This is a genomic window from Candidatus Parcubacteria bacterium (assembly GCA_023131895.1).
GTDB lineage: Bacteria > Patescibacteriota > Minisyncoccia > Minisyncoccales > JAGMDC01 > JAGLYZ01.
The window spans coordinates 1-26,922 of record JAGLYZ010000003.1; the positions used below are offsets into that span (position 1 = coordinate 1).

31 protein-coding genes and 5 tRNA genes are annotated in these 26,922 nt (G+C 34.2%); 8 read left to right on the forward strand and 28 right to left on the reverse strand.

Annotated elements, in window-relative coordinates; genetic code table 11:
- Positions 1–70: 70 nt before the first annotated feature.
- The 6 genes from KAT95_02625 to KAT95_02650 all read right to left on the reverse strand — a co-directional run bounded on the left by KAT95_02625 (position 71) and on the right by KAT95_02650 (position 5,607).
- Positions 71–274, reverse strand: coding sequence for a hypothetical protein (locus KAT95_02625; GenBank protein ID MCK4520741.1), 204 nt, complete (start codon positions 272–274; stop codon positions 71–73).
- 93 nt (positions 275–367) lie between these two features.
- On the reverse strand, positions 368–1,393 hold the full coding sequence (locus tag KAT95_02630) for a polyprenyl synthetase family protein (protein MCK4520742.1): 1,026 nt from the start codon (positions 1,391–1,393) through the stop codon (positions 368–370).
- Positions 1,390–2,397: a tryptophan--tRNA ligase gene (gene trpS / locus KAT95_02635; GenBank protein ID MCK4520743.1), complete on the reverse strand. Its 1,008-nt coding sequence runs from the start codon at positions 2,395–2,397 to the stop codon at positions 1,390–1,392. Before trpS ends, KAT95_02630 begins: the two co-directional genes overlap by 4 nt.
- 2 nt (positions 2,398–2,399) lie before the next feature.
- Positions 2,400–4,175, reverse strand: a complete 1,776-nt coding sequence (tadA, locus tag KAT95_02640; protein MCK4520744.1) for a Flp pilus assembly complex ATPase component TadA — start codon at positions 4,173–4,175, stop codon at positions 2,400–2,402.
- Between the two features lie 2 nt (positions 4,176–4,177).
- Positions 4,178–4,546: a response regulator gene (locus tag KAT95_02645; protein MCK4520745.1), complete on the reverse strand. Its 369-nt coding sequence runs from the start codon at positions 4,544–4,546 to the stop codon at positions 4,178–4,180.
- Between the two features lie 95 nt (positions 4,547–4,641).
- Positions 4,642–5,607: a HAMP domain-containing histidine kinase gene (locus KAT95_02650; protein MCK4520746.1), complete on the reverse strand. Its 966-nt coding sequence runs from the start codon at positions 5,605–5,607 to the stop codon at positions 4,642–4,644.
- A gap of 91 nt (positions 5,608–5,698) precedes the next feature.
- On the opposite strand from KAT95_02650, the gene KAT95_02655 reads away from it, so the two are divergent.
- Positions 5,699–5,769, forward strand: a tRNA-Pro gene (locus tag KAT95_02655).
- A 1-nt stretch (position 5,770) separates the two neighbouring features.
- Positions 5,771–5,841: transfer RNA gene (locus KAT95_02660), tRNA-Gly, on the forward strand.
- A 49-nt stretch (positions 5,842–5,890) separates the two neighbouring features.
- On the opposite strand, the gene KAT95_02665 is transcribed toward KAT95_02660, so the two are convergent.
- The 4 genes from KAT95_02665 to KAT95_02680 all read right to left on the reverse strand — a co-directional run bounded on the left by KAT95_02665 (position 5,891) and on the right by KAT95_02680 (position 10,286).
- Positions 5,891–6,163 (reverse strand): HU family DNA-binding protein, encoded by a 273-nt coding sequence (locus KAT95_02665; protein MCK4520747.1) that lies wholly within the window; start codon positions 6,161–6,163, stop codon positions 5,891–5,893.
- A gap of 5 nt (positions 6,164–6,168) precedes the next feature.
- A complete protein-coding gene (rny, locus tag KAT95_02670) occupies positions 6,169–7,698 on the reverse strand; it encodes a ribonuclease Y (GenBank protein ID MCK4520748.1) in 1,530 nt (509 codons plus the stop codon).
- A gap of 184 nt (positions 7,699–7,882) precedes the next feature.
- Positions 7,883–9,709: a hypothetical protein gene (locus KAT95_02675; GenBank protein ID MCK4520749.1), complete on the reverse strand. Its 1,827-nt coding sequence runs from the start codon at positions 9,707–9,709 to the stop codon at positions 7,883–7,885.
- A gap of 1 nt (position 9,710) precedes the next feature.
- On the reverse strand, positions 9,711–10,286 hold the full coding sequence (locus tag KAT95_02680; GenBank protein ID MCK4520750.1) for a hypothetical protein: 576 nt from the start codon (positions 10,284–10,286) through the stop codon (positions 9,711–9,713).
- A gap of 128 nt (positions 10,287–10,414) precedes the next feature.
- On the opposite strand from KAT95_02680, the gene KAT95_02685 reads away from it, so the two are divergent.
- The 4 genes from KAT95_02685 (at position 10,415) to KAT95_02700 (ending at position 12,599) form a co-directional block, all read left to right on the forward strand.
- Positions 10,415–10,981, forward strand: coding sequence for a prepilin-type N-terminal cleavage/methylation domain-containing protein (locus KAT95_02685; protein MCK4520751.1), 567 nt, complete (start codon positions 10,415–10,417; stop codon positions 10,979–10,981).
- A gap of 19 nt (positions 10,982–11,000) precedes the next feature.
- Entirely contained in the window at positions 11,001–11,510 is a 510-nt protein-coding gene (locus KAT95_02690; GenBank protein ID MCK4520752.1) for a prepilin-type N-terminal cleavage/methylation domain-containing protein, read from the forward strand.
- A gap of 101 nt (positions 11,511–11,611) precedes the next feature.
- Positions 11,612–12,217: a hypothetical protein gene (locus tag KAT95_02695; GenBank protein MCK4520753.1), complete on the forward strand. Its 606-nt coding sequence runs from the start codon at positions 11,612–11,614 to the stop codon at positions 12,215–12,217.
- A gap of 1 nt (position 12,218) precedes the next feature.
- Positions 12,219–12,599: a pilus assembly PilX N-terminal domain-containing protein gene (locus KAT95_02700; protein ID MCK4520754.1), complete on the forward strand. Its 381-nt coding sequence runs from the start codon at positions 12,219–12,221 to the stop codon at positions 12,597–12,599.
- 18 nt (positions 12,600–12,617) lie between these two features.
- On the opposite strand, the gene KAT95_02705 is transcribed toward KAT95_02700, so the two are convergent.
- From KAT95_02705 to KAT95_02760, 12 genes are all read right to left on the reverse strand, one after another.
- Positions 12,618–13,205 carry an ATP-dependent Clp protease proteolytic subunit gene (locus KAT95_02705; GenBank protein ID MCK4520755.1) on the reverse strand — a complete coding sequence of 196 codons (588 nt, stop codon included), beginning with the start codon at positions 13,203–13,205 and terminating at the stop codon, positions 12,618–12,620.
- A 15-nt stretch (positions 13,206–13,220) separates the two neighbouring features.
- Entirely contained in the window at positions 13,221–14,435 is a 1,215-nt protein-coding gene (gene nusA, locus KAT95_02710) for a transcription termination/antitermination protein NusA (GenBank protein ID MCK4520756.1), read from the reverse strand.
- Positions 14,428–14,745, reverse strand: coding sequence for a hypothetical protein (locus tag KAT95_02715; protein MCK4520757.1), 318 nt, complete (start codon positions 14,743–14,745; stop codon positions 14,428–14,430). Before KAT95_02715 ends, nusA begins: the two co-directional genes overlap by 8 nt.
- 149 nt (positions 14,746–14,894) lie before the next feature.
- A complete protein-coding gene (locus KAT95_02720; protein ID MCK4520758.1) occupies positions 14,895–15,386 on the reverse strand; it encodes a flavodoxin family protein in 492 nt (163 codons plus the stop codon).
- Positions 15,383–15,844, reverse strand: a complete 462-nt coding sequence (locus KAT95_02725; GenBank protein MCK4520759.1) for an SRPBCC family protein — start codon at positions 15,842–15,844, stop codon at positions 15,383–15,385. The genes KAT95_02720 and KAT95_02725 overlap by 4 nt, the downstream gene beginning before the upstream one ends.
- 69 nt (positions 15,845–15,913) lie before the next feature.
- A complete protein-coding gene (locus KAT95_02730; GenBank protein ID MCK4520760.1) occupies positions 15,914–16,126 on the reverse strand; it encodes a helix-turn-helix transcriptional regulator in 213 nt (70 codons plus the stop codon).
- A gap of 437 nt (positions 16,127–16,563) precedes the next feature.
- Positions 16,564–17,685 (reverse strand): hypothetical protein, encoded by a 1,122-nt coding sequence (locus tag KAT95_02735; protein ID MCK4520761.1) that lies wholly within the window; start codon positions 17,683–17,685, stop codon positions 16,564–16,566.
- Between the two features lie 128 nt (positions 17,686–17,813).
- A complete protein-coding gene (locus KAT95_02740) occupies positions 17,814–18,566 on the reverse strand; it encodes a hypothetical protein (protein MCK4520762.1) in 753 nt (250 codons plus the stop codon).
- Positions 18,567–18,915: 349 nt separating this feature from the next.
- Complete coding sequence (locus KAT95_02745) at positions 18,916–19,728, reverse strand: radical SAM protein (protein MCK4520763.1); 813 nt, start codon at positions 19,726–19,728, stop codon at positions 18,916–18,918.
- A 5-nt stretch (positions 19,729–19,733) separates the two neighbouring features.
- On the reverse strand, positions 19,734–20,243 hold the full coding sequence (locus KAT95_02750; protein MCK4520764.1) for a hypothetical protein: 510 nt from the start codon (positions 20,241–20,243) through the stop codon (positions 19,734–19,736).
- A gap of 2 nt (positions 20,244–20,245) precedes the next feature.
- Positions 20,246–20,566, reverse strand: coding sequence for a hypothetical protein (locus tag KAT95_02755; protein ID MCK4520765.1), 321 nt, complete (start codon positions 20,564–20,566; stop codon positions 20,246–20,248).
- A 328-nt stretch (positions 20,567–20,894) separates the two neighbouring features.
- Positions 20,895–21,323 carry a hypothetical protein gene (locus KAT95_02760; protein ID MCK4520766.1) on the reverse strand — a complete coding sequence of 143 codons (429 nt, stop codon included), beginning with the start codon at positions 21,321–21,323 and terminating at the stop codon, positions 20,895–20,897.
- Between the two features lie 216 nt (positions 21,324–21,539).
- Here KAT95_02760 and KAT95_02765 point away from each other — a divergent pair, with 216 nt between their 5' ends.
- Positions 21,540–22,355: a tyrosine-type recombinase/integrase gene (locus tag KAT95_02765; protein ID MCK4520767.1), complete on the forward strand. Its 816-nt coding sequence runs from the start codon at positions 21,540–21,542 to the stop codon at positions 22,353–22,355.
- Positions 22,356–22,791: 436 nt separating this feature from the next.
- Here KAT95_02765 and KAT95_02770 read toward each other — a convergent pair.
- The 3 genes from KAT95_02770 to KAT95_02780 form a co-directional block, all read right to left on the reverse strand.
- Positions 22,792–22,865, reverse strand: a tRNA-Ala gene (locus KAT95_02770).
- Positions 22,866–23,375 carry a hypothetical protein gene (locus tag KAT95_02775; GenBank protein MCK4520768.1) on the reverse strand — a complete coding sequence of 170 codons (510 nt, stop codon included), beginning with the start codon at positions 23,373–23,375 and terminating at the stop codon, positions 22,866–22,868.
- A gap of 7 nt (positions 23,376–23,382) precedes the next feature.
- Positions 23,383–23,454: transfer RNA gene (locus KAT95_02780), tRNA-Arg, on the reverse strand.
- Between the two features lie 63 nt (positions 23,455–23,517).
- On the opposite strand from KAT95_02780, the gene KAT95_02785 reads away from it, so the two are divergent.
- Positions 23,518–24,543, forward strand: a complete 1,026-nt coding sequence (locus tag KAT95_02785; GenBank protein MCK4520769.1) for a trypsin-like peptidase domain-containing protein — start codon at positions 23,518–23,520, stop codon at positions 24,541–24,543.
- 352 nt (positions 24,544–24,895) lie between these two features.
- Here the strand turns inward: KAT95_02785 and KAT95_02790 are convergent, their stop codons facing one another.
- From KAT95_02790 to KAT95_02800, 3 genes are all read right to left on the reverse strand, one after another.
- Entirely contained in the window at positions 24,896–25,105 is a 210-nt protein-coding gene (locus tag KAT95_02790; GenBank protein MCK4520770.1) for a hypothetical protein, read from the reverse strand.
- A gap of 200 nt (positions 25,106–25,305) precedes the next feature.
- On the reverse strand, positions 25,306–26,562 hold the full coding sequence (hisS, locus tag KAT95_02795; GenBank protein ID MCK4520771.1) for a histidine--tRNA ligase: 1,257 nt from the start codon (positions 26,560–26,562) through the stop codon (positions 25,306–25,308).
- 7 nt (positions 26,563–26,569) lie between these two features.
- A tRNA-His gene (locus KAT95_02800) sits at positions 26,570–26,643 on the reverse strand.
- Positions 26,644–26,922 lie beyond the last annotated feature (279 nt).

The window sequence follows — 26,922 nt, forward strand, 5'->3', positions numbered from 1 at the left end:
GGTAAACAAATTAGGCTATCCAAGATTCGTTCAATCCATATTTCACTGGAAAGATTCTATCCTTTTTCTATCAAACACAGCAAACCTTGTCAATAGTTTTGACCCATTTTTGGAGGTCTGAAGGAAGTTTAATTTCTTGAATTTCTTGGATTTCTTTTTCAATTCTATCTGGTGTCAACTGCTTCAAAATTCCTGTAACCACAGGATATTTTTTCTGATCCGTTTTGCTAAAACCGTAATACGAAAGCAATGAATTGTCTTTCTTTGTTTTCATTCTTTAATTCTACTAAATTTTCTCTGAAATAACAATGAAAACCCTGCGGTTTCAACACAGGATTGGTTTGATTTGAAATTTATAAATAAATATTTATTTCTCGCGGGTGATAGTGAATTCGGTCATTTCCTGCAAGAGACTATTCCATTTATTCTTTGGCAAAAGCCCTAAATTACTTTTCGCTTTTTGAACATATTTCTTTCCAAATTCTAGAGACAAATCACCGGCATTTGTTTTTTTAATTATTCTAACCGCTTTTTTGATATCTTTTTGAGTAATTTTTTTCTTTTTCAAAATATTGGAAAGCTGATTTTTATCAGTAGAGTTTAGTTCTTTTAAAGCCAATAAGATGACTATATTCCCTCTCTTTTTTTCTTTAATATCTTTGCCAATTTTTTTACCAAATTTTTTCTCTTCGCCAAAAATATCTAAAATGTCGTCTTTAACTTGAAAAGCTATGCCCAAATTAAGCCCATAATTCTTTAAAGCATTTAATTGCTTATGGCTTGCTTTGGCGCAAACTCCTCCAAGCTCGCAAGTATTCTGAAACAAAACCGCTGTTTTCTTTTTGACCATATCAAGATAATCTTTCTCGCTAATAGTTTTATAGCGGTTCTCTATAATATACGGTTCATCTTCTCTGCCTGATTTTTCAAATAAAATATCTAAAATTTCGCCATCTACAATATTCTTTAAACTTTTGGCGAAAAGTTCAGAAATTTTGATTGGCGCTTTTGATTTGTTTGCTGCCTGGAAAATAGCAGCTGCATAGTCAACACTGATACATTGAGCGATTGATTTGCCAAATTTAGCCCAACAAGTCGTCTTTCCTCTTCTAACTCTGTCATTATCAATTATATCATCAATAATTAAAGAATAATTATGGAGAATTTCCAAGCCAGCAGCAGGATACAGTATATCCTTTACTTTTCCTCCAAGCATTTGACAGTTAATTATAGCTAAAGCAGGCCTTAATCTTTTTCCACCAACAGAAACTTGATAATTAACAATCTCTCTATTACTTTTACTGACATAAGAAGTTAAAATTTCCTTAACCGCCGGGTCAATAATTTTCACTATTTTATTCAAATAAGAATTTATTTCTTTTGAATTTTTCATAGAATTGATTTATAACCAAGATGCATTTTCTGTTTTACTAACTCTAATGTCTTAGCTGCTTCTTTTTCTGTTTTTTTATTTCCAGCATTTAAGACATCTTTAATAATGCCTTTTTGCTTGTTATAATAATTTCTCTTTTTTCGAATCGGCTCTAAAAATTCATTTATTGCCTTGGCGATTCTTTTTTTACAAGCAACGCAGCCGATCTCCCCTTTCTTGCATTGTTCTCTAATCTCATCTATATCTTTATTAGCAAATGCTTTGTAATATTGGAATATATTACAAACTTCTGGATGGCCTTTATCAAAAGAATGTATTCTTTTAGGATCAGTAATGGCTCTGTTAATTTTCTCCTCTACTGCTTTTTGAGAATCAGAAAGATTAATGGCATTGTTAAAACTTTTTGACATTTTTCTGCCGTCAAGACCTGGAAGACGCGCTACTTCGCTTGTCAACGCTTCTGGTATAGGAAAAACTCTGCCGAACAAGCGATTAAAATCCCTGGCTATTTCTCTTGTCTGTTCAATATGGGAAAGCTGATCTTCTCCTACTGGCACCAAATCTGCCCTGACGCAAAGAATATCAGCTGCTTGAGCAATCGGCCAGCCAATAAACCCATAGCTTGCCTTTGAAATGCCTCTGGTTTTTATTTCTTCTTTTATGGTCGGGTTTCTTTTTACTCGAGGCAAGCTCACAAACATTGAGAAAAGAAGCATTAACTCGGCAATCTGAGGAATTTTTGATTCAATAAAAATAAAGCTTTTCTTAGGATCTATTCCCAAAGATAAATAATCAAGAACAAGCCCATTTATGTTTTTCTCAAGCTCTTTTGTTCTGGATAAATGGTCTGTAAGAAACTCATAATCAGAAATAATAAAAAAGCATTCATATTTGTCCTGAAGCTTTACTCTGTTTTCCAATGAACCTACATAATGTCCGAGATGTAAAGGGCCAGTGGGCCTGTCGCCTGTCAAAATTCTTTTTCTATTTATTGTTTTTGTCATTTTTATTCTTTGATTACGCGCAGAACTTCCTCAATACTGGTAAGCCCTTGCGCCGCCTTGACAAACCCATCCTCAATCATTGTTACCATTCCATCTCTCTGCGCCTGCTCCTGAATTTGGTCAGAAGTGGCTCCTTTTATAATTAGTTCTTTTATACTTTCAGTTATAGCAAGAACCTCGTAAATGCCAATTCTTCCTTTATACCCATCCTGACAATCCTTTGATGAAATTGGCTTGTAAAACACAATGTCTTCAATACCCTGATTCTTTTTTGCTATTTTTTCTTTTTCCAAAATTTGCTGAATTTTTTCTAAATTGCAATATTTCTCTAGGTTTTTAATTTCTGACGCTTTTAATTTGTATGCCTGTTTATTGGAGCAAAACCGCCTAACTAATCTTTGAGCAATAACAACATTTAAAGTAGAAGTAATTAAAAACGGTTCTGCTTTCATATCAATAAGACGGGGGATAGCGCCAGCTGCGTTAGTAGTATGTAAAGTAGATAATACCAAATGGCCGGTCAAAGCGGCATTAATAGCTAATCCAGCAGTTTCTTTGTCTCTGATCTCACCGACCATAATTATATCCGGGTCCTGCCGAACTAAAGAACGCAAGCCGTTAGCAAAAGTTAATCCGATTTTCGGCCTTACCTGGGTCTGATTAATTCTGGGAATTTGATATTCAATAGGGTCTTCAACAGTAGAAATATTCACCTCTGGCGTGTTTAAAATGTCTAAAACAGCATAAAGGGTGGTGGTTTTTCCAGAACCAGTAGGACCAGTTACTAAAATCATTCCTACCGGCCTCCTGATATTAAACTGAATATTTTCCAAGGTATTTCCCCTTAAACCTAATGACTCTAAATTGAAGCTTTTTGATCCCTCTGGCAAAAGCCGCATAACAATCTTTTCTCCGTTAAAAACCGGCAGAATAGAAACCCTGATAGAATACTTATAGTCCTCACTCTCAATTTTAAAACGACCGTCTTGCGGAAGACGGTGTTCATCCAACTTCAAATTAGATAAAACTTTAATTCGAGCGACAATTCCAGAAGCGGCCTGCTTAGGAAGAGTCATAGCATCGTGAAGAATACCGTCAACCCTATAACGGATAATAATTTCTTTTTCTATTGGCTCAATATGAATATCAGAAGCTCTCTGTAAAATAGCATGCTTTAACAGAGTATCTACAATTCTTATCACAGGCAGCTCCTCTGCCGCTTTTTTAAGGTTCTCTTTCTCTATGCCTATTTCCTTTTCTTTGATTGATTTTATAGCTCCAAGTTTTCCCTTGCCAGTAATGGTCTTTGCCTGGCCTATTATAATATCGCCAAATTCGGCTCTCAAGGTTTTCTGATACTGCTGCAAAACCTTTTTTATACTATTAGCAGTGGTTAATCTTGCTAAAATTTTCAAACCTGCCTTTTTTTTGATAAACTCAATTGTCTGTAAATCCTCTGGATCAAGCATAGCTACCTCAAGATTGTTTTCTTTTTTTCTAAAAGCGACAATATTATGGGTTCTGGCAATTGGTTCAGGAATAATCTTTAAAACATCTATAGGAATACTCTCTTTTTCTAAATTAACAAAAGGTATCCCTAAAATATATGCTTGAAGCTTGATTAAATCGTTCTCGCTGATAAATTCTTCAGCAACTAAAATATCACCAATTTCTTGACCTGTCTTCTCAGCTTTTTTCTTAATTTCTTTAAACTGAGCTTCATTAACAATATTGGCATCGAGAAGAAAAGATTTTAATTGTCTTGCTTCCACTCTCATATTTACTCGCTGAGTGCTTGCTTTACTTTTGTTATTACTTCTTTTAAACTGTAGTTTGCTTTTACTAAATAAGTAGTTGCGCCAAGCTCAATAGCTCTGTCAACATTATCCATTGTTTCTAAATTTGTTAAAACAATAATAGGAATGTCTTTTATCTCTTCATCTTCTTTAATCGCTTTTAAAACATCAAAACCATTTTGCTTTGGCAAGATAAGGTCAAGTAAAATTAAATCCGGTTTTTTTAATTTAGCTAATTTGAGGCCAACATCCCCGTCTAAAGCTGAAATTACTTTAAACCCTTCTTCTTCTAAAATTTTTCCAAAGGTTTTTTGAAGAGCAGCTTCGTCTTCAACAAATAGAACAGTTTTCATAAAACTAAATCATTTTAACATCTTAACATTTTAACATATAAACATTCTGAATTTGAATTTTGTTAATACGTTAATACGTTAGTATGTTAATATGGTTAGGTTATTGGTATTTTAAACCAAAAAGTTGAACTTTTCCCTTCATAGGACTTAAAACCTATTTTACCGCCCATTTTATCTATTACTGATTTAGCAATAAACAAACCTAATCCGCTTCCCTGGGTTTGGTATCTTAAAGCATTGCTTGCCCTGAAGAATTTCTGAAAAATATATTTTTGGTCTTCTTTAGGGATACCAACACCTTGGTCTTTAACTTCAAAATAAATATTGTTCTGGGATTGCTTTAATTTTACTTCCACCGTGCCTGCCTTTTTAGTATAACGGACAGCATTATCTATAAAATTCTCTATAGGTAATTTAATCTGGCTAGGATCAATATAAATCATTGGCAAATTCTTCTGGCAATCAAATTTTACTTTAATATTTGAAGCATCAGCAAGGGCTTTAAATTCGAAAACAAATTTCTTGACTATTTTTTCTAAATCAGTCCTTTCTTTCTTTTCAGGTATTCCATCCTTTTCCATTCTGGAAACAATTAATAAATCATTTATTAACTCCTCCATTCTAGCACTGTTCTCTTTTAACATTTTTATAAAATTCAATAAATTTTCCTCTTTAACGTCTTCAATGCCTTCAGATATTATTAGTTCAATTCCCCACTTCAGATTAGTTAAAGGAGCTCTTAACTGATGAGATACTATGCTGATAAACTCTGATTTCATACGACTGGCTTCTGCTAATTTTTCTAAACTATGGTTGATCACAAAGGAAATAATAAACAAAACTGTTGATAATCCAAGAATAATTAAGGCTACTGTTTCTGGATTATCAAAATAACGAGTACCGATTAAATAAGTGCCAATGGCTGTAATAACAATAATACCACCCATTACCACAAAAAGAAATTGTGGACATTCCCAAGTAGCCAAACCATATTTTTTACATTGCTTGAAAATATTTAATTGTTCTGAAATCTTTTTTTGTTTTTTATACTCTGATATCATATTATTATATTATATCATAATATTTTATTCTATCATATAGTATATCAAAGAATTGACTAAAAGCCAAAATTTTATTAAAATAAAGCTATTACGGGGTATAGTGCAATGGCAGCACGAGTCCTTTGGGAGGATTTAATCCCAGTTCGAGTCTGGGTACCCCGACGCGGGTGTAGCTCAATGGCAGAGCTTCAGATTTCCAATCTGGTGATGAGGGTTCGATCCCCTTCACCCGCTCATAATCTTATATCTAAAAAACCGCGCCTATAACGCGGTTTTTTGTTGGTTATTTTACTGCTTCCTTTAAAATTTTTCCTGGTTTAAATTTAGGAACCTTAGCTGCTGGAATTTTAATCTTTTCTTTAGTTTGTGGATTAATACCCATTCTTTCCTTTCTCTTATTCACTACAAACTTGCCAAAACCAGTTAAGACAACTTCTCCTCCATTAGAAAGCTGCTTGGTAATTTCTTCCAAAACTACTGTTAAACTTTCTTCAGCATCTCTTTTTGAAATGCCTACTTTTTTGCTTATTATTTCTGTTAATTCTTTTTTATCCATAAATTTTATTTCGCGTATTCTATTACTCTTTTTTCTCTAATTAAAGTTACCTTTATTTCGCCTGGGTATCTCAATTCCTCTTGAATTCTTTTCGCAATCTCCCGCGCCAGTTTATCAGCAGCTAAATCATCAACCTCTTCCGGCCTGACAAAAACCCTGATTTCCCTGCCTGCCTGCAATGCCCATGCTTTTTCCACTCCGGAAAAAGCATTAGCAATATCCTCAAGTTCGCCGAGCCGTTTAAGATAATTCTCAACTGTGTCTTTTCTGGCTCCAGGTCTGGCTCCGGAAATAGCATCAGCTGTCTGGACTAAAACCGCTTCTATACTTTCTACCGCGTATTCTCCGTGATGGGATTTCATAGCATCAATAACTTCTTTTTCTATGCCAAATTTTTCTAAAATCTTTATGCCTATTTCAGTATGCGAACCCTCAACTTTCCAGTCAAGCGCCTTCCCAATATCGTGCAAAAGACCTGCTTCCCGAGCTACTTTGGCATTGGCTCCAATTTCCGATGCTAAGGCGCCTGCTAAATGAGAAACTTCTATAGAATGAAGCAAAACATTTTGGCCGTAGCTTGTTCTAAAACGGAGCCTGCCTAAAAGCTGAATAATTTTTGGATTTAGGCCAACAATGCCTGTTTCATATACTGCCTGTTCGCCTGCTTCTTTTATTTGTAAAACAATTTCTTCTTCTGCCTTAGATACTGCTTCTTCAATTTTCACTGGCTGAATCCTGCCATCTTGAATCAATCTATCTAAAGCTGTTTTGGCAATCTGCCTGCGGACAGGATCAAATCCTGAAATAACTACTACTCCCGGCGTTTCATCAACAACTATCTCTACTCCAGTTAAAGATTCTAGAGTTCTAATATTTCTTCCTTCTTTGCCGATAATTCTCCCTTTTATTTCATCATTAGGCAAAGAAACATTTGTTGTAGTAATCTCCTGCGCTTGAGAAATAGAGCATTTTTGAATCGCTGAAGCTAAAATTTCTTTTGCTCTCTTTTCAAATTTCTCCATTCCCTCCCTTTCTAGATTCCTCATTCTTTCCAAAATTTCCAACTCGTTTTCTTTTTCAACCTGTTTTAATAATTCCTTTTCTGCTTCCTTTTGAGATAATTTAGAAATTTTCTCCAGTTTTTCCACAATCTCTTTCTTATAATTCTCTAAATTCTCTTTTATTTGCTTCAGTTTTTCTACTTTTAGATGAAATTCCTTTTCCTTATCCTCGAAATCAGAAATTTTCCTGTCTAAAATATTTTCCCTTCTCAATAAAACCTGCTCTGTTTTTAAAATATTTCTTCTTCTTTGGTCTTCCTCTTTTTTTACTGATTCTAATATAGCAGAAGATTTTTCTTTCGCATTAGATGTTAATTCTTCTGCTTCTTTCTTGGCTTGGGCAATCTTTTTTTGGATTTTTTCCTCCAAGCTGCCAATTTGCTTTTTGGCAATTGACTGGCGCGCATAGTAACCCAAAAACGAACCAACAGCCAAGCAAACTATGCCCACTAAAAGTGAGATTAATAAAGTCATAATTTAAAATGAGAGATTGGTTATCTAACATAGTAATAAATAAAATGCGATACCAAAAACCATATTATTCTTAATATCTATAAAATCATTATAGCAAAAACTAATTTTTTGTCAAAAAAAAAACGAAGGTCGGGCCTTCGTTAATTTAGAAATTCAATATCTAAATAAATACTTGCATTGATTTTTAATGAGGTGGAATTTCTTTCCAATCAGGATAAGGAAGTTTTGGTTCAATATCTTTAGAAATAACACAAGGACCAAATCCATCTTTATCAATAATAGAAAGTATTATTTCACCAGATGAAAAAAGTTTAACCTTAGGATTTTCAAATGTTTCACTTGTGCCGCCTACAAAGATACCATCACAGTCAGAGATATCCCAAAAAAATGTTCCTCCTGAGCAGGAAACTTCTTCATTATTTATATCATAGCAAACACTCACATCTAAATCACAAAGCCCTAGTTCCTCAACTGCGCACAATTGAATAGATACATCTACTACTGGAGGATCTGGTTCCAAAGTGAAATCAGGCCATGGAGAAGCATGAGCATCAGTAAAGAAAGAAGGACCAGCCTTCCATCCTGAATCAGCTCCTTTACTATCAAAAACTTTTACCCACCAATAATAAATAGTATTATAGGTAATTTTATCTTCTACAATAGGACTCATAACTATTATTGCTTGACTATTATCAGAGCCATCAGGATTACTAAGCCCGTCAAAACTTTTATCAACCTCTGGACTTAAATCATTAACATTATTGATATTGTTCACCCGAAAATCAAACCTTGATTCAGTGTCTCCGTCAGTATCTTTATATGTCCATTTAAAACCAATTAAACCAACGCCTGAACCAATTCCGCAATAGACCTGATATTGAATTGTTTGTGACCCTAACTCAATATATGGACAATCATTATCACAAGCTCCCCAAACGCAAGAAGAACTGCAGGTTTGTTGACCGCAACCTCCATTACAATCCTTGGTCGCTCCAGGAGAACAAACGCCTTCGCCAGCGCAGGAACCCCAGATACAATCTACTTGACAGATTTGGCTACCGCAGTCCCCACAACCTTGGTTCGCTCCCGGAGAACAAACGCCTTCGCCGGTACAAGAATCCCAAGCGCCCCAAATACCGTTAGCTTGGCAAATTCTATCTTGAGTACCACAATTACCGCAGGATTGAGATTGAGTAGAACCTGGCGGATGACATTCAACTACTATAAACGATTCCTTAGAAGTTGCTGTATAATTAAAATTATTATCAGTTGCTGTCGCCTGGTATTCAATTAATGTTCCTGCTGAATAAGGTCCAATAGTAATGAAATGGGTACCGCCGGTTGGCCATTCATCTACCGGCGAATGGAGCGCGCCATTAACCCAATATTTTATTTTATGATTTTGAATACCGCAATCATCCCAAGCAGTGGAAGAAAAAGTAATAGTATTAACATCATAGACAGTATTCAATGGACTTCTGGAGAGATTTACACCATCAATAATAGCGTCGCAACTAGGCTCGCAGGCGCAATCGCTATCAGCGCAATCTGTTTGTCCGTCGCAATCGTCGTCTATGCTGTTGTGACAGATTTCGAGGGGGACGCCCACATTGACTGTGTTAGTGGCGCTACCATACCAAGATTCTATCGGAGGATCGTAAGCATCTACTCTTATTTTGGCATCACTCGCCCAATCGCAACCTAGGGTGACGGAATAGGAACAGGAGAGAGAATAACCGTCTCCTGAACAGGACATTTTTTGGAAATTCACTTTAGTGGTTCCTGCTGGAGATTCTATTGTAATGTTAACTTCGTTCGGGTCCGCTGTTCCAAACGCCTGTGTCACTGTTGCCATAATAGTATTGCTTTGATTCTTTGTCATATCACCAGAGGTTATTGAAACAACTATGGGAGCCCATGTGGCTAAGGACACATCAGCGCCAATCAAAAACATCCCCAAAAATCCTAAAAGAGTTATTGATAAAATTATTCTGGTTTTTGTTTTAATCATATTACTTTTCTCTGATGCTCACCCCGCCTTCGCCGACAGCTATAATCTCAAAAACGTCTTTGAGCGAAGCGCTAAAAACTAAATTATAATAATCATCTTTTTTTTCAAAAAGAGGAGTTTGATATCCTTTATCGGTTTTCACTATAAAAGATAAAATTTCACAATCACCTTTGGTAACTACACTTGTTTTAATTTCTAACTTGCCATTCTCGTATTTTTTCTCCAAGACCTCTGTCCATCCCTTGCATCTCTCCCTTGCTTCTTTTATTTTTTCTTTATCCGGTTTTGCCTGTTCCTTAACAATTGTTTCGTTCTCTCTGTCTTTAATTAAAATCCCGTATTTATCTCCGCAGTCATAAACACTGCAAGAAAAGAACTCTACTCCCTCGCAGAGAAAATAATAAGAGCAGTTCTTATCTAAACAGGAATCTGTTAGAAGCTGACAATTTTCAAAAGGAATCGGTTTTTCAACTGGACCAGGAACTTGCTGACCAATAAAATAAAAAACTATGAGTAATAAAATTGTAAGAGAGAAGCTAATCCATATTATTAAATTTTTTTTCTTTATTGTTGCCATATTATTATTATAAATTATTTTATTATCTTTTTTTATTATATCAAACTATAGAAAATAAAAAAGGTAAACTGTGGATAACTCAAAAACTAAAAATTGGAATTATTATCTTAATAAGCTATAATAAAATAATGAAATCAGGATTCACTTTAATAGAGCTTTTATTAGTTGTTGCTATTATCTCTATTCTAACTGCTATAGTTACAATAGATTATAGAACAGCAGGAAAAAAATTTTCCTTAGAAAGGTCTGCTAATAAATTAGCCCAAGAAATGCGAAAAACGCAGCAAATGACTATGTCAGCTGAACAAATTGGTTTACCTGGAGCAAAATTTTATCCGGAAGGAGGATATGGAATTCGTTTTGAAGAACCAGACGCTGGATCCCCCTTGGGTCAGGCATTTATTTTCGCTGATTGCGATAATAACGATCAATTTACACCCGGAAATGACATATGCAATGGCTCATTCTCTGAAAAAATTAAAGATATAGAATTAGAAAAAGACATTAAGATAAAGTCCCTTTTTCCTGTCTCTAATCTTGATATTACTTTTAAATCACCTGGCCCTACTATTATCTTTTTTTCTGAAAAAGCTGAATCGCTAGTACCTGAAGCTACAATAACCATTTCTTTTTTAGAAAACGGCAATACCAAAACTGTAAAAATCAACAAAGCTGGTTTAATAGAAGCAGAATAACAAAAATATAATTATCTTTATGAAAAACAAAGGTTTTACTATATTAGAGCTTTTAGTAACTATTTTTATTATTAGCATAGGCATATTAGGAGCTTCCGCGGCTATTAACAAAACCATGAGTTTAACATCAAATTATTCCTCTAAACTTATTGCTGTTTCTCTTGCCCAAGAAGGTATTGAAATTGTTAGAAATATAAGAGACGGCAATTTTCTTGAGCAAAGGGCTTCTCCAGCTACACCTTGGAATGATGGATTTGTTACTCCTGGAGATTATGAAGCTGACTATACAATGGCAGATGGATTAGATAATTGGACTAACAGATATTTAAAAACCAATAGCAACGGTTTTTATTTTTATAGCGATAATCCTATTTATTCAGAAACTAAGTTTAAAAGAAAAATTACTATTTCGGAAATAGCCGATATTATAGACCCAAATTCCAGAGCAATCTTAGTTGAAGTATCTTGGCTGGAAAAAGGAGATACTAAAACAATTACTGCCAAAGAATATTTATGTAACTGGGAATAGCAAGTCATACTAACATACTAACATTTTAACATTCTAACAAAATTCAATATAAAATGTTTATATGCTTACATGTTAGTACGTTAATATGTTTAAATGTTAATATGTTAAAATGCTTAAATGTTAAAATGACGAAAAGGGGTTTTACTTTAATGGAAATAATGGTTTCAGTAACTGCTTCTTTTTTGATTATAGGAGCTATCATCGGACTTTTTATTTCTATAAATCAATCTCAAAAAAGAATATTATCTACTTATGAACTTGTAAACCAAACCGGCTATGCTATAGAATATATGAGCCGTGCGTTAAGAACAGGAGAAAAAGAATCAGGACAGGGGTGTCTTGCGTCTTCAGGATTGAATTATGAAATTCCAGTTATATATCAAATTGGAGGAAATGAAAATTTAGGAACTGGCTTGAAATTTATAAATCATTTAGAGAATAATGACTGTCAGGAATTTTTTCTTGATGGAAGTCAACTAAAATACAGAAAAGGTATTGGAACCGTGAACGAACAAATATTAGCTTTAACTTCTAATGATCTTCAAATTATTGATTTTAAGTTTAAACTTTCAGGAAAAGACCATGAAGACAATATTCAGCCAAGAATAACTATGCTTTTTGTTATTCAAGCTGGTGAAGAAGGGGCAAAAATCAATATTCAGACCACAGTGTCGCAAAGAAACATTGATACATATCAAATATATTAAAATGGCAATCCAAAAATCAGAAAAAGGCGTTATTTTTTATTTAGCTTTAATAATACTGACTATTTCAATGGCTATTGTTTTAGGATTGAGTCCAATTTTAATAGGACAAATTAAAACAATCCAGCAAATGGAAAATTCAATGAAAGCATTTTTTGCGGCTGATACAGGGATAGAAATAGCTCTTTATGACAAAAGCGAACCTGAATCAAGTTATTCAGGTTCTTTAAATGGCGCAACATACGAAGTAACAGTTGTCTGCAATGAGCTTTATTTAGACTGCCCTTTTGGAATATGGGATAGTGACTGCAACGGTCATTTCTTTTGCTATGAGTCAATTGGCAGTTACAGAGAAATTAAAAGGGCAATTGAAATTATAAGATAAAAAAAACAGACAATTTTTTTATGCTTTTTTAAAAATCACCTGGTCAATGATGCCGTATTCCTTTGCGTCCTGGGCTGATAAATAAAAATCTCTGTCAGTATCCTTTTCAATTCTGCTCAATGGCTGGTTTGTATGTTTAGCTAAAATTTTATTTAGCTTTTCTTTTATTTTAATAATCTGTTTTGCGGTAATTTCAATTTCTACTGCCGCCCCGCTTATGCCTCCACCGGCAACCTGATGAAGTAAAATTTCAGAATTAGGCAGGGCAAATCTTTTCCCTTTAGCGCCAGCGGCTAAAAGAATAGCGCCCATTGAAGCAGCTATGCCGATGCAAACCGTGGAAATAGGCGACTTAACATACTGCATTGTATCATAAATTGCCAAGCCGGAAGTTACTACTCCGCCAGGAGTGTTGATATAAAGCTGGATATCTTTTTTCGGCTCCTGCGAAGCCAAAAAAAGCATCTGGGCAATAACTGAATTAGCCACTGAATCAGTAATCGGTCCTGCTAAAAAAATAATTCTCTCTTTTAATAATCTAGAATAAATATCAAATGCCCGCTCTCCATATTTAGTTTTCTCAATGACAGTTGGAATCAAATTCATAGTATTTAAATTTTACTATTTAGATTTATTAGATGTTTTTTTCTCTTTTGTCTTTTTCTCTTTTTTTTCTTCCTTGTCCGCCGTAGTCCCGCGTGGCGGGACGGGTTTTCCTTCTTCCGGGCTTCTAACATCTATTTTCCAGCCAGTTAATTTGGCTGCTAAACGGACATTTTGGCCATTTTTGCCAATAGCTAAAGAAAGCTGATCTTCCGGCACCAAAACCAATGCCTTGTTTTTCGGCATAATCTTAACCTCTAAAACTTTGGCTGGAGACAAAGAATTCGCAATATATTTTTCAGGGGCATCAGAATATTCAATAATATCAATCTTTTCTCCGCCTAATTCATTAATCACTGCTGTAACCCTTGTTCCTCTTTGGCCAACCATAGCGCCAATAGGATCCATGCCTTCTGCGTCAGAACTAACAGCAATTTTTGAACGGGACCCAGCTTCTCTTGCAATTGACTTTATGAAAACCTGATCAGTTGAAATCTCTGGCACCTCCAACTCAAAAAGTTTTGAAACCATTTTGGGATAAGCCCTGGACAAAATAATCTGCGGTCCTTTAGGCGTGAGCTCCACATTTAAAACATAAAGCCGAAACCTCTGGTTAAGACGGTAAAATTCCCCTAAAATCTGCTCCTCTCTTGGCAAAATGCCAACTGTCTTGCCAATATCAAAGAAAACTGCTCTTTGCTCAATTCTCTGGACTAATCCAGAAATTATTTCTCCTATTTTTGATTCAAACTCCTGAAGAATTGACTCTCTTTCTACTTCTTTAATCTTTTGTAAAATTACCTGCTTGGCTGTCTGCGCCGCAATTCGGCCATAATCATCCTGTGTTTCTAAAGATAGCTCTAATTCATCCCCAACTTTTATCTTCGGCTCTATCTTTTTCGCTTCTTCAAATATAATATGCTTTTCTGGATTAAAACGGATTTTTTCCTCCTTGTCCGCCGAAGCTTCAGCAGAGGCGGATTCCTTTAACTCCTCCAGTTCATCTTCAGAATAAATCATATCCTCTGAAACAACCATCTTTATCTGCCAAAATTTTACACTCCCTGTTTTTGGAGAAAGCTTAGCTTTAATAATCTGCCCTTTTTTACCATAATCCTTTTTATAGGCAGCAGCCAATGCCTGCTCAATAACCTCAATCACTTTTTCTTGAGGGATGCCTTTTTCTTCAGCAATCTGTGTTACAGCTGATGTAAATGATTTAATTTCAAACATAAAAAATTTTTAGAAAAGTCCGTTGAAAAGAACGGACTGTTTTTATAATAGCAAATCTAATAACTTTGTCAACTATTTGGTGGTGTTTGTTGGACGAAATCCGAACTTTCTTTGAGCAAAATCCAGAGGATTTTGCGGATTGAATCCCGCCCAGCGTTTCCGCCCGCCTTTGCTTCGCTACGGCGAGCAAAACAGAAAAATTTTCTAAACATTTTTTAATCGCCTGCCCCAAATTTTTTTCAATTAAGGAAAAGAAAATTTTTCTGTTTTGATATTCTACTAACGCAGAATTGCGGAAACGCTTTCCCACCCCATAGTCCCGCTTTGCGGGACTGGCAAGCTGGCAAAAATTCATTTTCCCTACACCCCTTTTTCTTTTTGCCCGCCTGTTCTTTGACTCTGTCCTGAAAATTTTTTTGGCTGGCGTCGGGGATATATTAAGAGAGAGCAAACATAAGGTTACAAACCCAGCCGTTCAATCATATCTTTTTTCAGATTTATTGCAAAATTTCTCGCATCTTCTAAATCTTTTTTATTAGGTCTGCCTTTGTTTAGTCCACCAGTAAATTTCAAAAATGGAATGTATCTATCAAAAAGATATGTATCAAACCCTCTACAAGAAAACTTCCCTACAATATCAAACCCCTTTTCTAACAATTTTTTAAAAAGTGGCCGATGATAAAACCATACAGGACCTATACCTCTTGTTGAAAAAATAAATGCCTTTTTGTTTTTCATTATAGGTAGATTATCAACAAGAGCAAGTAATGCTTTATGCTGTTTAAAAAAATAAATTCCTGAGCCAAACCCAATGAGGTCGTATTTGGAAAGAGTATTCACCTCAATCTTATTGGGTCTCAATAATTCTGCATTAAAGATTTTAGCCATTTCTTTAGCAATTTTTTCTGTATTACCATTATGTATTGATATGTAAATAATTAGAGTTTTCATATTAACATTTCTAGATTTTTAAACTCCTCTTTTGCGTGTTTTTCAAGCGCCTCTTCAAATGCTTTTGTAAGATAAAATTTTTTCAAAAGCAAATCGATTATTTTACCGAATAATCCTTTGTATCCAACCTCTATTTTATGAATTACTTTCGCGCCTGTGTTCGTAGATTCGAAAGCTAACGAAAAATAACCAGAAATAAGCGATTTCCATTTATAAAGCAAAAATCTATTTGGTTCAACCTTTACAAGTTTTCCAGTAAGTTTTAATCTGAAGTGGTTAAATTGTTCATCTAAATAGACAATACTTCCCATTTCATTGGGTGTTCGTTTAATAGTCTTCCATGCTTTATGGGCGGGGTGCCACTTCTTATATTTCTCATCATCCAAATCGAGAATCCAGTTATATATCTGTTCTGGAGTTTTGCCTTTTATCTCAATTTTCGTAATTATAATAATCATATTATCTCTCCCTCATAAGTTTATAGATTTTTTTATTTATTAGATTTTTCTAAAGCGAGGTTAGGAATTTCATTTTATTAAATCGCCAATATCAACCTTTAATGCTTTAGCGATTTTCGTTAAAGTTTCAATAGTGGGATTTGGATTTTCACCAGATTCAATTTTTACAATAGTATTATAAGCGACATCAGCAAACTTAGAAAGCTTATCTTGAGAAATCTCAAGTTTCTTTCTATAATGCTTGATATTTTTCGCTATTGTGGATAATCTTCTTGTTGACATTTGACTAATAATTTAATACTATTATAGTAGATGTTAGATATTAGATATAGTATATTTTTTCTCATTAACTAATATAATGATACTAAATTATTTTAGTAATGTAAAGCAGCAAATTTATCTTTTTCGATTTGCCCCGACGCCAGCCAAAAAAATTTTCAGGACAGAGTCAAAGAACAGGCGGGCAAAAAGAAAAAGGGGTGTAGGGAAAATGAATTTTTGCCAGCTTGCTTATTCACTCTCTGATTTAGAATTTTATTGCTCCTGATTTTTCTCTATAACGAATCGAGGATAAAAGAAATTCTGCGAGGCAGAATTTGGACGGAGCAAAGCGGAGTCTTTTATCCTCTGTTATCGGAGTCTTGGCAAGCTGAGACCGAGCCACGAAGTGGCGAAGAGTTGCGGGGCTTTAATTTTTGTCATTAAAAGTTTTTTTCTCTTCACTCAGTTGTAGGATATAAAAGTCTTTCCCCTGATGCGACTCTCTTTACTAAATCTAAATTAACAAGTCTACAAAGGTCTTCTACTTTAGATTTAGCTGAATAGAAACCTAATGGATGATTTTCCATTGGAGGTATCCAAGAATCCTTATAGATAGTAACCCTAAGTTGTTCTATTTCTTGAATTTCATCATTATTGAGTTCATGATCAAAATATAAGAAAAGTTTCATTTCGTCTGTGATATTTTTTTGCATGGCTTGCATTACAACTAGACTTTCAAATTTTTTGCTGTCTCTAATATCTTCTAGGTCACATTCAATTATAGATGGTTTTGCCTTGCATCCACATTGTTTACTGTTTTCCTCTGTAATTAAATCTGAATTTGAAATCCATGGACAGGGTTCTGATTCGTTTTTGGCTATTGCTTTACAATACTCTTCACAGTTAATTTCTCTTTTTACCGTGCATTTGTTATCAACGCAAATAGGTGTGAATTTCTCTAAATTTAGGCAGTGAGAACATTGTGGTGGTGAGTAATAAGGGCAAGTTGGCGGGCACTTTGCTTTCATCTCCTGTTCGATTTTTTCTTTACTCTCTTTATTCACAACATTTGGTGATTCTCTTTTACATGGGTCTGGAGGTGGACAACATCTAATAAAATCCAAAAATACACAATCTGAATCTTTTTCACAATATTTTTCATTATCTATGACTTTTGTCTTTTGGCTACAACAATCAAAATAACATGTCCAGTCATATCCAAAAACAAAATTGCCTGATTTCCTTTCTTTTACAGAAGAAGCTTTAATAAATTTACAATCGCGATCAATAAGATTAATATTTTTATATCTTTGCCATTCATCATACCAAACAGAGTCTTTTCCAATCTCCTTAGAGCACATCACTTGGATAAAATCCTTTAATCTATTTTCACACAATCTTTTTTGTTCTTCTGCGTTGGCTGGAGGACCTGCCTCATCGCCGGCACCCATTTCAAAGTAAATATTACTACAATCTACCTTTACCTGTTGAGTTGGTTGACTGCTCCAAAGCCACAATCCACCAACTACAACAATTCCAATTACTAAACAAACTATTCCAATTTTAATTTTCTTTTCCATAGTCATAATTTAATTGTATTAAAGTTAATAAATATTTTCAAAAGCCTCGCCATTTCCGATAACGTATCCCAGATATACGAAGTCCCGAAGGGATTTGAGCGTAACGAAGTGAAGCCGTATATCTGGTGTTAGATGTTGTAAATTTTTAGGGATTTTGCGAATCTTCTCTCCCTGTACAACAACATACCGGCATAGATAACGCTTACATTTAAAACAATTTGGGAAACTATTTCTATAAAAATTATCAATGGATTAAATCCAAAGAATATGACATAGTCAATCGTTCCATCTAATAAACCATATACTGGTGGTACCAAAAGAAATGTCTCAAGCCACATATAGATAAACGGTATCATAGCAATGCTAAATAATGTTGCTCGTCCTAACCAGTTGTTTTTTATATCAAAATGTAATGCTAACAATATGTTCAGCAGCATAAAAATAACGGGTATCCGAATTGAAGTTAATATAAAAACGAATTCTTCTAATCCCATCAGGTCCCCTAAAATATATGAGCCAAACCACAGTGTAAAGGCGGGGAATAATCCGGGATGCTCTAATGCCATTTCAGGTGTCAATGAAGATGTACTTAAAGCGTCTATAGCCCCCCATGATGTTAAAATCACAAAAAACCAGATTGGAACCCCAATCAGACCACGATATAAGTCCCACTTATACAATTTTTTAAGATTACCTTCTGGTGGTTTACTCATTAACATACTGATAAACAGAATTGTAAAGCCAGCAACAATAAATACCATTCCTAATGCGCCAATACCCGCTTGATCTTCTGTAATTTGCGGCTTTGACATTGTATCCAAAACCATGAATATACCAATAATTCCTAAAATCAAACCAATTGCAAATATGATTTTTTTCATAATTAATCCTATTGAAAATCTTTATTAATAAAACTTTTCCCGAGCAAAATCCCGTTAAGAAAATTTATTGCATCTAACATCTGGGATATACGAAGTTTTTCTGGAACGAAGTGGAAGAAAAATTTGGGTGAGGGGCGAGCCGAGCCCCGAACCGTATATCCTCTTGTTGTACGCCCCGACGACTGAAGGGAGGAGAGCGCAGCGTGGCTTGAGTTCAAAAAATATTTTTCGTTCTTATCCATCAAATAGGCTTTCGTTTATTTCTTATAAATTTGATTTTTTCCTATTTTAAAAATGGAAGAGGGGTTAGGGGTGAATTTCATTTTTTATGGTCAACCATATCATTATATTATTGATGTTTATCAAGATTAACAACTTCAAACTTTGGATAATGAACTACAAATTGCGGAACACTAACATTTGAGTCCAATAATATTTTTTTTGTCTTATCAATAAATTCATTAAACTGCGTTTCATCCACCAGTATTTGATAATTTCTCAGGTAGTTTTCTCTAAGTATCTTTTTAAATTCTCCACCAGCGGCTTTTAAATTCATCATTTCAACAATGTAGTAATCTGCAAAATTTTTTGTTTTTGAAATCAATAATTTGATATTGATTAATTCAGGAATTACTGGGGATATAAAACAAAAAGTTTTAATCCTATTATTTTTTAGAGTTTTCAACGCCTTTATTCTTTCTTCATTACTGGGAGAATGCGGTTCAAATAAATCTTTTGTATTTCCTTCAAAAGTATTAATTGTCAAACCGACTTCTATTTTTTTGAATTGTTTTAATAAATCAATGTCCCTTGTTATTAAATCTGATTTTGTTAATATTGAAAGTTCTGTGCGTTTGTCCATGCTTTGCAAAATACGGCGTGTCAACTGCAATTCTTTTTCTGCTGGCTGATAAGGGTCGGAGACAGAAGACATAATGACTTTTCCATTAACAATTTTTTTTGCGAGTTCAGGAGCATTGATTTTCGCTTCTACCCAATCACCCCATTTCCCGTGATTTTTCCACCGGCACATAAATTTTGCGTAGCAATAAGTACAAGCATATTCACAGCCAATATATTGGTTTATTACATACTTTGCACTAGGAGTTTTCGTTTTTGTAAATATACTCTTTGCATTAATTTTAATTATTTTGGCAGTCATAGTAATCACTTAGAAGCACTTGCCTTACAGAGAGATCTCATTTTGCATTGAGAGCATCCTTTCTTTCTTCCGAATTGGTTTATTATCATAATCACAATAAAACCCAATAGAGAGATTCCACCAGAAATTAAAAATTCTCTATTCAAAAATATAGCAATTGGAATAACAATAATTGGAATGAGTGTTAATAATCCCCAAGTCATGCCTGCTAATTTCATTCCGAGTTTGTAATCTCCTGATTTTTGTTTAAACTGGCATGAACTTAATTTGCTCCAGCCACTTCCGCATAATTTACCATAATAATAGCAATGTGTGCAAAGATGTTTTCTTAGGACAATTCCCAACATTACTAATGCAAATGACAAATAGAGTATGGAAATAATAGGGAATCCTGCAAATTTAAATGCCGACATTCCGTACGCCGCTAATCCAAACCATAATAACAACAGCGTGTTGGTTAAAATTACTGATGATTTTGGATAATTCTCCAATCCTTTTTCGTATAGTTTTTCCATAATTACTTTTCTCCAAAGCGACCAATAAAATAACCCATCAAACTTCCGATAATAAGATTTGTAACCAGCATTGGAACTAGTTCTTGGGGACTGCCAGCAACTACTACAATCATCATTGGAAAGGCTATTAAAAAGAAAATTAGCGTTCCTTTTAAAGTATTATTCAATTTTAGGTTTGATGTTGATATGAGAAAACCGCCGATAACACACATCAAAAATGCTGATACTAATGTGTCCCAAGTCATTTTCATAAGCATCATAGGGATTATATCAACTATACCAAAAATAATACCAATGATAAGTCCTACTTTTGTTTTGCTCATTTTTTCCATAATCTTTACCTCTTTATTAAATATAAATATCGTTATTATATAAGTTTTGTTTTTCTTTTCAATTTATAAGTTGTTTTCGTAACGGAGTGGAGAAAACACAAATTATCCCCCTCTTTTGTTTCAGAAAAAATCAAATTTATTTCCCTTTTTAGAAAGCCCGTCATTCTTTTGTCTTTTAGAAAAATATTTTTTGAATTGCGTATAACATATAGTGCTAAAAGAAGTTGTTGCGTAGCAACAATTTGGATGGAACGACCGCAGGGAGTGAAATCTTTTAGCACTTGTTAAGTGAAGTATGACGCAGCCGCCGAGTTAAAATCTATTTCATCTTCTCGAGTTCCATTATGTTGTTAGGAGGTGTGGTAGCTTCATGAACTGTTATTTTACCTGTGAAGTCCACAAATACGTATCTGCATGGGTGTGCCCAGTTGGCCCATGGAGCGTCATCAACGAAGAAGAACCAACCCTCCTTCTGTGGGAGTTCAATTGAACTGTGCCAACTTTCTATGGTTGTGCCAGCTTTCACTGGTTTGGGACCTACATATACCCATTTCCCTTCGGTACTTCCATTCAAAAGCTCTGATATGACCAGATTGTAAGCATCCGTCTTGGATATGTTTTTATCTGCTTCAAATTCTTTCCATTCCTCAACTTGATCTAGTTGTTGACTATTCCAAATCCACAATCCTCCAACTAAAACAATTACCATAATCAAAATTCCAATAAAGATTTTTGTTTTTGAATTCATAATAGTTTTCCTCATAATTTTATTGTTAGACTTATTTATTAATCTTATGAGTTTATATGCTCGGCGGCGAGTAATATTTCATTTAACTCGTTTCTATACGAATTGAATGTATAATATCGACCTTTTGTTGCATATTATACGAACTTAATGTATAATTATTAATGAAATTACTAATAATTACTTAACTAACTTTAGTTTACTAATTTTTATAAAATTATGCAACAAAAATATTTGGAACAAACAAGGCGGGAATTAAAATTAAGAAATTATAGTTTCAAAACCATAAAGGCCTATCTCGGTTGTTTAAAAGAATATTTTGATTTTAAAAAATTTAATTTAGAAAAAATAGACGAGGAAAATATAAAGCAGTTTTTATTAAATAAACAAGACAAAAATTATTCTTCACAAACGATAAATCTTTACTTAAATGCAATAAAATTTTTTTACCGCGAAGTATTGAAAATTCCCGAAAAGATAAATTTGAAATTCGCCAAGCGAAGTAAAAAACTACCGATTGTTCTATCAAGAGAAGAAATTGAAAACATCATTGAGTCAATCAAAAATCCAAAGCATAAATTAATAATCTCTTTAGCTTATGGCGCCGGCTTGAGAATCAGTGAAGTTATTAGTCTAAAAGTAAAAGATGTCGATTTAGAAGAATTAACTATCCATCTTAAAAACGCCAAAGGCAAAAAGGACAGAATCACTATTTTCCCGGAAAAAATTAGAAGAGATATTCAAGGTTTAATAGCCAGAAAAAATTCGGACGATTATCTTTTTGAAAGCGAACGGGGCGGAAAATTAACCGAGCGGACAGCCCAAAAAGTTTTTGAAAACGCACTCCGAGGAACGGGTATAAAAAAAGACGCTACATTCCATTCGTTAAGACACAGCTTTGCAACACATTTATTAGAAAATGGTGTTGATGTCAGGTATGTGCAGGAACTTTTAGGGCATCAGAATATCAGAACAACTCAAATTTATACTCAGGTAACAAATCCAAAACTCAAAAACATTAAAAGTCCGTTATGATTAAAACGGGAAAAATCAGAAGCAATAAAACTCTAAATCAGAAAGTGAATAAGCTTAGTAAGCAAAAAGAAAAAGGGATGTGGGGGAAATGAATTTTTGCCCGCCTGCTGTCCCTCAAAACGGGACTGGGGTTGGGAGCGTTTCCGCAATTCTGCGTTAGCAGAATATCAAAACAGAAAAATTTTCTTTTCCTTAATTGAAAAAAATTTTGCGAGGGGCTATTAAAAAAATGTAGAGAAAATTTTTCTGTTTTGCTCGCCGTCAGGCGAGTGAAAACGCTGGGTCGGGGTTCAAAAATCCGCTTGCGGATTTTTCTCAAAATGAGTTCGGATTTCGTCCAGCAAACACCACCACTTCGCTTTTTGTAATTATAGATTAATGTTTATTATGCTCGTGTTTGCACCACGTAGCTCCGAGGCGTAACCGAGGAGCGAAGTGGTGGACCCAGCGAGAGTCGAACTCGCGACATCGCAATGCCATTGCGATATTTTACCACTAAACTATGGGCCCTTATTTTTTTCTATCTAAAATTTTTTTGCTTTTCTTTTCAACATCCTTGCGAAATGCTGATAAAATTTTCCTTCCTAGAATAATATGCTGTTCAATAACTTTTCTCCAGATATGATTCAGGTAAATAATATTAAAAAGAACCACTGAAATAACCACTACCGCATCAAGACTGTGCCTAAGCCAATAATTATCATCTAAATGAAGCCACATTCCGAACTCGTCAAAAGCTAAAGCTAATCCAATGCCGTAAATTTTAGCTATTTTCAAGCGATGTTCTTCTTTTTCGCTTACCAGAAGCAAATAGCCGACAACAGCTAAAGTAAAAATGCCAATATTAAAATGATGGACTTCTATGCCTTTTATCATTAAAGACAGCTCTGGGATATACCCATAAGTCCAGGCATAAACTAATATTCTTACAATAACAAAAGTGGCAAAAAAATAAACCAAAACAACAAAAGGCACCTTCCTATTATGTTTTCCAAAAAGATTATAATAAAGTTTGTTCATATTACTGTGCCCTTGACAGGAGTCGAACCTGTATCAGAGGTTTAGGAAACCCCAATTCTATCCATTAAACTACAAGGGCGTCATTTAAAGAATAGCATATCTTTTTCTTGCTGACAATTGTGTTTTATGGTAAAATAAATGAATGGAAAAATCACCAATTATTAAAATAGTAAAAAAAGCCTGCCCAGCTGTTATTACTATTGTTATCTCAAAAGACCTTCCTAAAATAGATGGTTTTTACATGCTCCCTTTTGGCGGACAGAATTTTGTTGTTCCTAAAATAGAAAAGAATAAAAAAGAAAAAACAAAAATCGGAGGCGGTTCCGGCTTTATTATTTCTCCTGACGGCATAATTCTTACTTCCCAGCATGTGGTTGGCGATCCTCAAGCCGAATATACTATTGTTTTAGAGCCGGAAAAAAAATACCCTGCTAAAATTTTAGCTCGCGACTCTTTAAACGACATTGCTATTTTGAAAATTGAAGCTAAAAACCTGCCTTTTTTAAAATTAGGCAATTCAAACCAGATTGAGCTCGGTGAAACCGTTATTGCTATTGGCAATGCTTTGGGGGAATTCCATGACACTGTAAGCACTGGGGTTGTTTCCGGCTTAAGCAGGACTATTACTGCTTTTAATAATATTGCCCAGCAAGCAGAGAGCTTGCGCGGGCTTATCCAAACCGATGCCGCTATCAATCCAGGCAATTCTGGCGGACCATTAGTAAATATTAATGGCAATGTTATCGGCGTTAATACTGCGATGGTCGCTATGGCCCAGAATATCGGCTTTGCTATCCCCATAAACTACGCTAAAAAGGATTTGGAAGAAGTAAAAAAATACGGAAAAATCAAAAGGCCTTTTTTAGGAGTAAGATATATTCTCTTGAATAAAGATTTATCAGAAAAAAACAAGCTGCCAGTTGGTTATGGAGCTTTGATTGTTAGAGAAGCATTAGGCGAATCAGCAGTAATTCAAAACTCTGCAGCTGGAAAAGCAGGTTTAAAAGAATTTGATATTATTTTGGAATGCAATAATAAAAAAATCACTACTGATAATCCATTATCGGCTATTTTACAGAAACATAAAATAGGAGAAGAGGTTGAATTAAAAATCCTGCGGGACAAAAAAGAAATATTAGCAAAAGTAAAATTGGAAGAAAAAAAGTAAACTCACGATCGTGAGTTTACTGAAACATTTAAATATTTATTACCGAACTATTGCTTAGCTTAGCTAAACAATAGTCAAAGCCCCTCACAAATGCGAGAGGTTTTTAGTTTACAACTTTAGTAAAGATTAAAAATCAAAAGTTGTAAACCTGGCTGGAAACATTTAATCAAAAACTCTATAAGAACGATTCTCGTAGAATTTACTTAGGAAATATCATCGGCAGGTTTTCTAAATTCATTTTTTTTCTCATGTAATTTATAATTTCAATTATTTATTAATTTATTTCTTCAAAAAAAGAAGGGGTATAAAAATGCCCCTATGTTTTTAGTTTTTGACGTACCTTCTCCATGCTCTACAACAAGTGCTCAAAAGGTTGTTTTTCCTTTTTTATTGTATTCGGCTTCTCTTCAAAGTTTTTGCATACAAAGTAATTTCCGATTACTTTTAGTTCTATTTCATTTTTTGTGCATGTGCCTTTGCATAAACCAAATGGTATATGTAGAGTCCAGTGTATACAATCCTTTCTTTTACATTCACTTTCTATCTTAATTTTGGTATCCATTTTCTTCTTTTCACCTCCTATTTTTTATTCTCAACGAACCATGAATTTTCGTTTGTCTAAAAACGAAAACCCCTTCCTTCTCAGGAAGGGGCTATTTTGATAATTTTTAAAATATCAACACAACCCTTTCCTGAGAAAGAAAAAGTTATGATGATGAGAATCTACTACTTTATTTAATTGTTTTAAATTTATAAAATTCATTATTTTATTATCTCTTTTAATTTTTCTAATAACTCTTTTTCTTTTACTTTAATTTGTTCTCCGGTTTTCATATTTCTAAGAGTTATTTGATTTTTTATTGCTTCTTCCGGACCAATAATTATGACAAAAGGAATTTCTTTTTTATTCGCATATCTTAGTTGTTTTTCCAAACTGGTTTCAAAATCAAGATAAATTTCATTATTAATATTTTCGGAACGCAATGCTTGAGAAATTTTTATACACTGGTCTAAAAAAGATTTATCAATTATGGTAATTAAAATTTTAGTGTTTGTTGAAGAAATTTCAGGCCAAAGATTTAATTCTTGTATAGCATCAACTATTCTGTCAATTCCTATTGTTGTGCCGCACGCAGGAATGTCTTTTTCCGCGAACATTCCGATTAGTTTATCATATCTTCCGCCGCCGGCAATTGAACCAATTTTTGGCTTTTCAACAACTGCTTCATAAATAGGTCCTGTATAATAATCCAGTCCTCTTGCTAAAAATGGATCAAATTTGAGAAAATTTTCTGGCACGCTTAATTTTTTTACAAGTAATAATACCTGTTGAAGAAACAAATCCGGTTTTGCTTTTTTAATAAGCTGAAAAATTTTTTCAGCTGTTTGCGTTTCAATATTTTTTTCTATCAATTCTTGTTTAACTTGCTCAAAAGAAATTTTGTCTAATTTATCAATAGATTGTATGGCTGAAAGAATTTTGTCTTGAGATACACCAGCGTTTTTCATAATAGAAAATAGAATTTGGCGGCTATTAATGCGGATTATAAATTTTTCAAAACCAATTTTTCGCAGAACCGTATAAATAATTGCGATAATTTCAGCATCAGCCAAAGATGATTTACTGCCAATAGTGTCAATATCACATTGAGTAAATTCTCTATAACGGCCCTTTTTTGGTTTGTCTGCTCTCCAAACCGGCTGGATTTGGTAGCGTTTAAATGGTTTTGGAATATTGAGATACTGGGCAACAAATCGCGACAAAGGAACAGTAAGGTCATACCGTAAAGCTACATCGCGACTGCCTTGATCTTTGAAACGATAAACTAATTTATTTGCTTCACTTCCTAATTTACTTAGTAATATCTCAGAGTATTCCAAGCTTGGTGTTTCAATCGGGACAAAGCCATAAGATTCAAAAACATTTTTTACAATATCAAAAACCTTTTGGCGAATAATCATTTGTTCAGGTGAAAAATCACGAAATCCTTTTAAAATTTTTGGTTCAATTTTTTCCATATTTTTGGGTGGACGACGGGGAACGATCCCGCATCCCTAGCTCCACAAGCTAGTACTCTAAACCAATTGAGCTACATCCACCATAAAACAAAAAACTCCCGTTCCTCTTACAAGATAAGAAAAATCATTATAGATTTTTCCCAGAGGAACGAGAGTTTTAATATAAAATTCCCGCGGTCCCATCCTCGTTTCCTAACACCTTAAAAGGTAGCAGGACACTTGATTAAGTTAACGATGAGTGACACCGTCTCAGCTTGTATCTTCTTAGGATTTTCTTGCCGAGCTGCTCCAGAGGCGTGTTTAGAAATTTTTTAGCGCTTGGCTTTCACTACCCCAAGCTCGCTTTAGCTTATATTATAT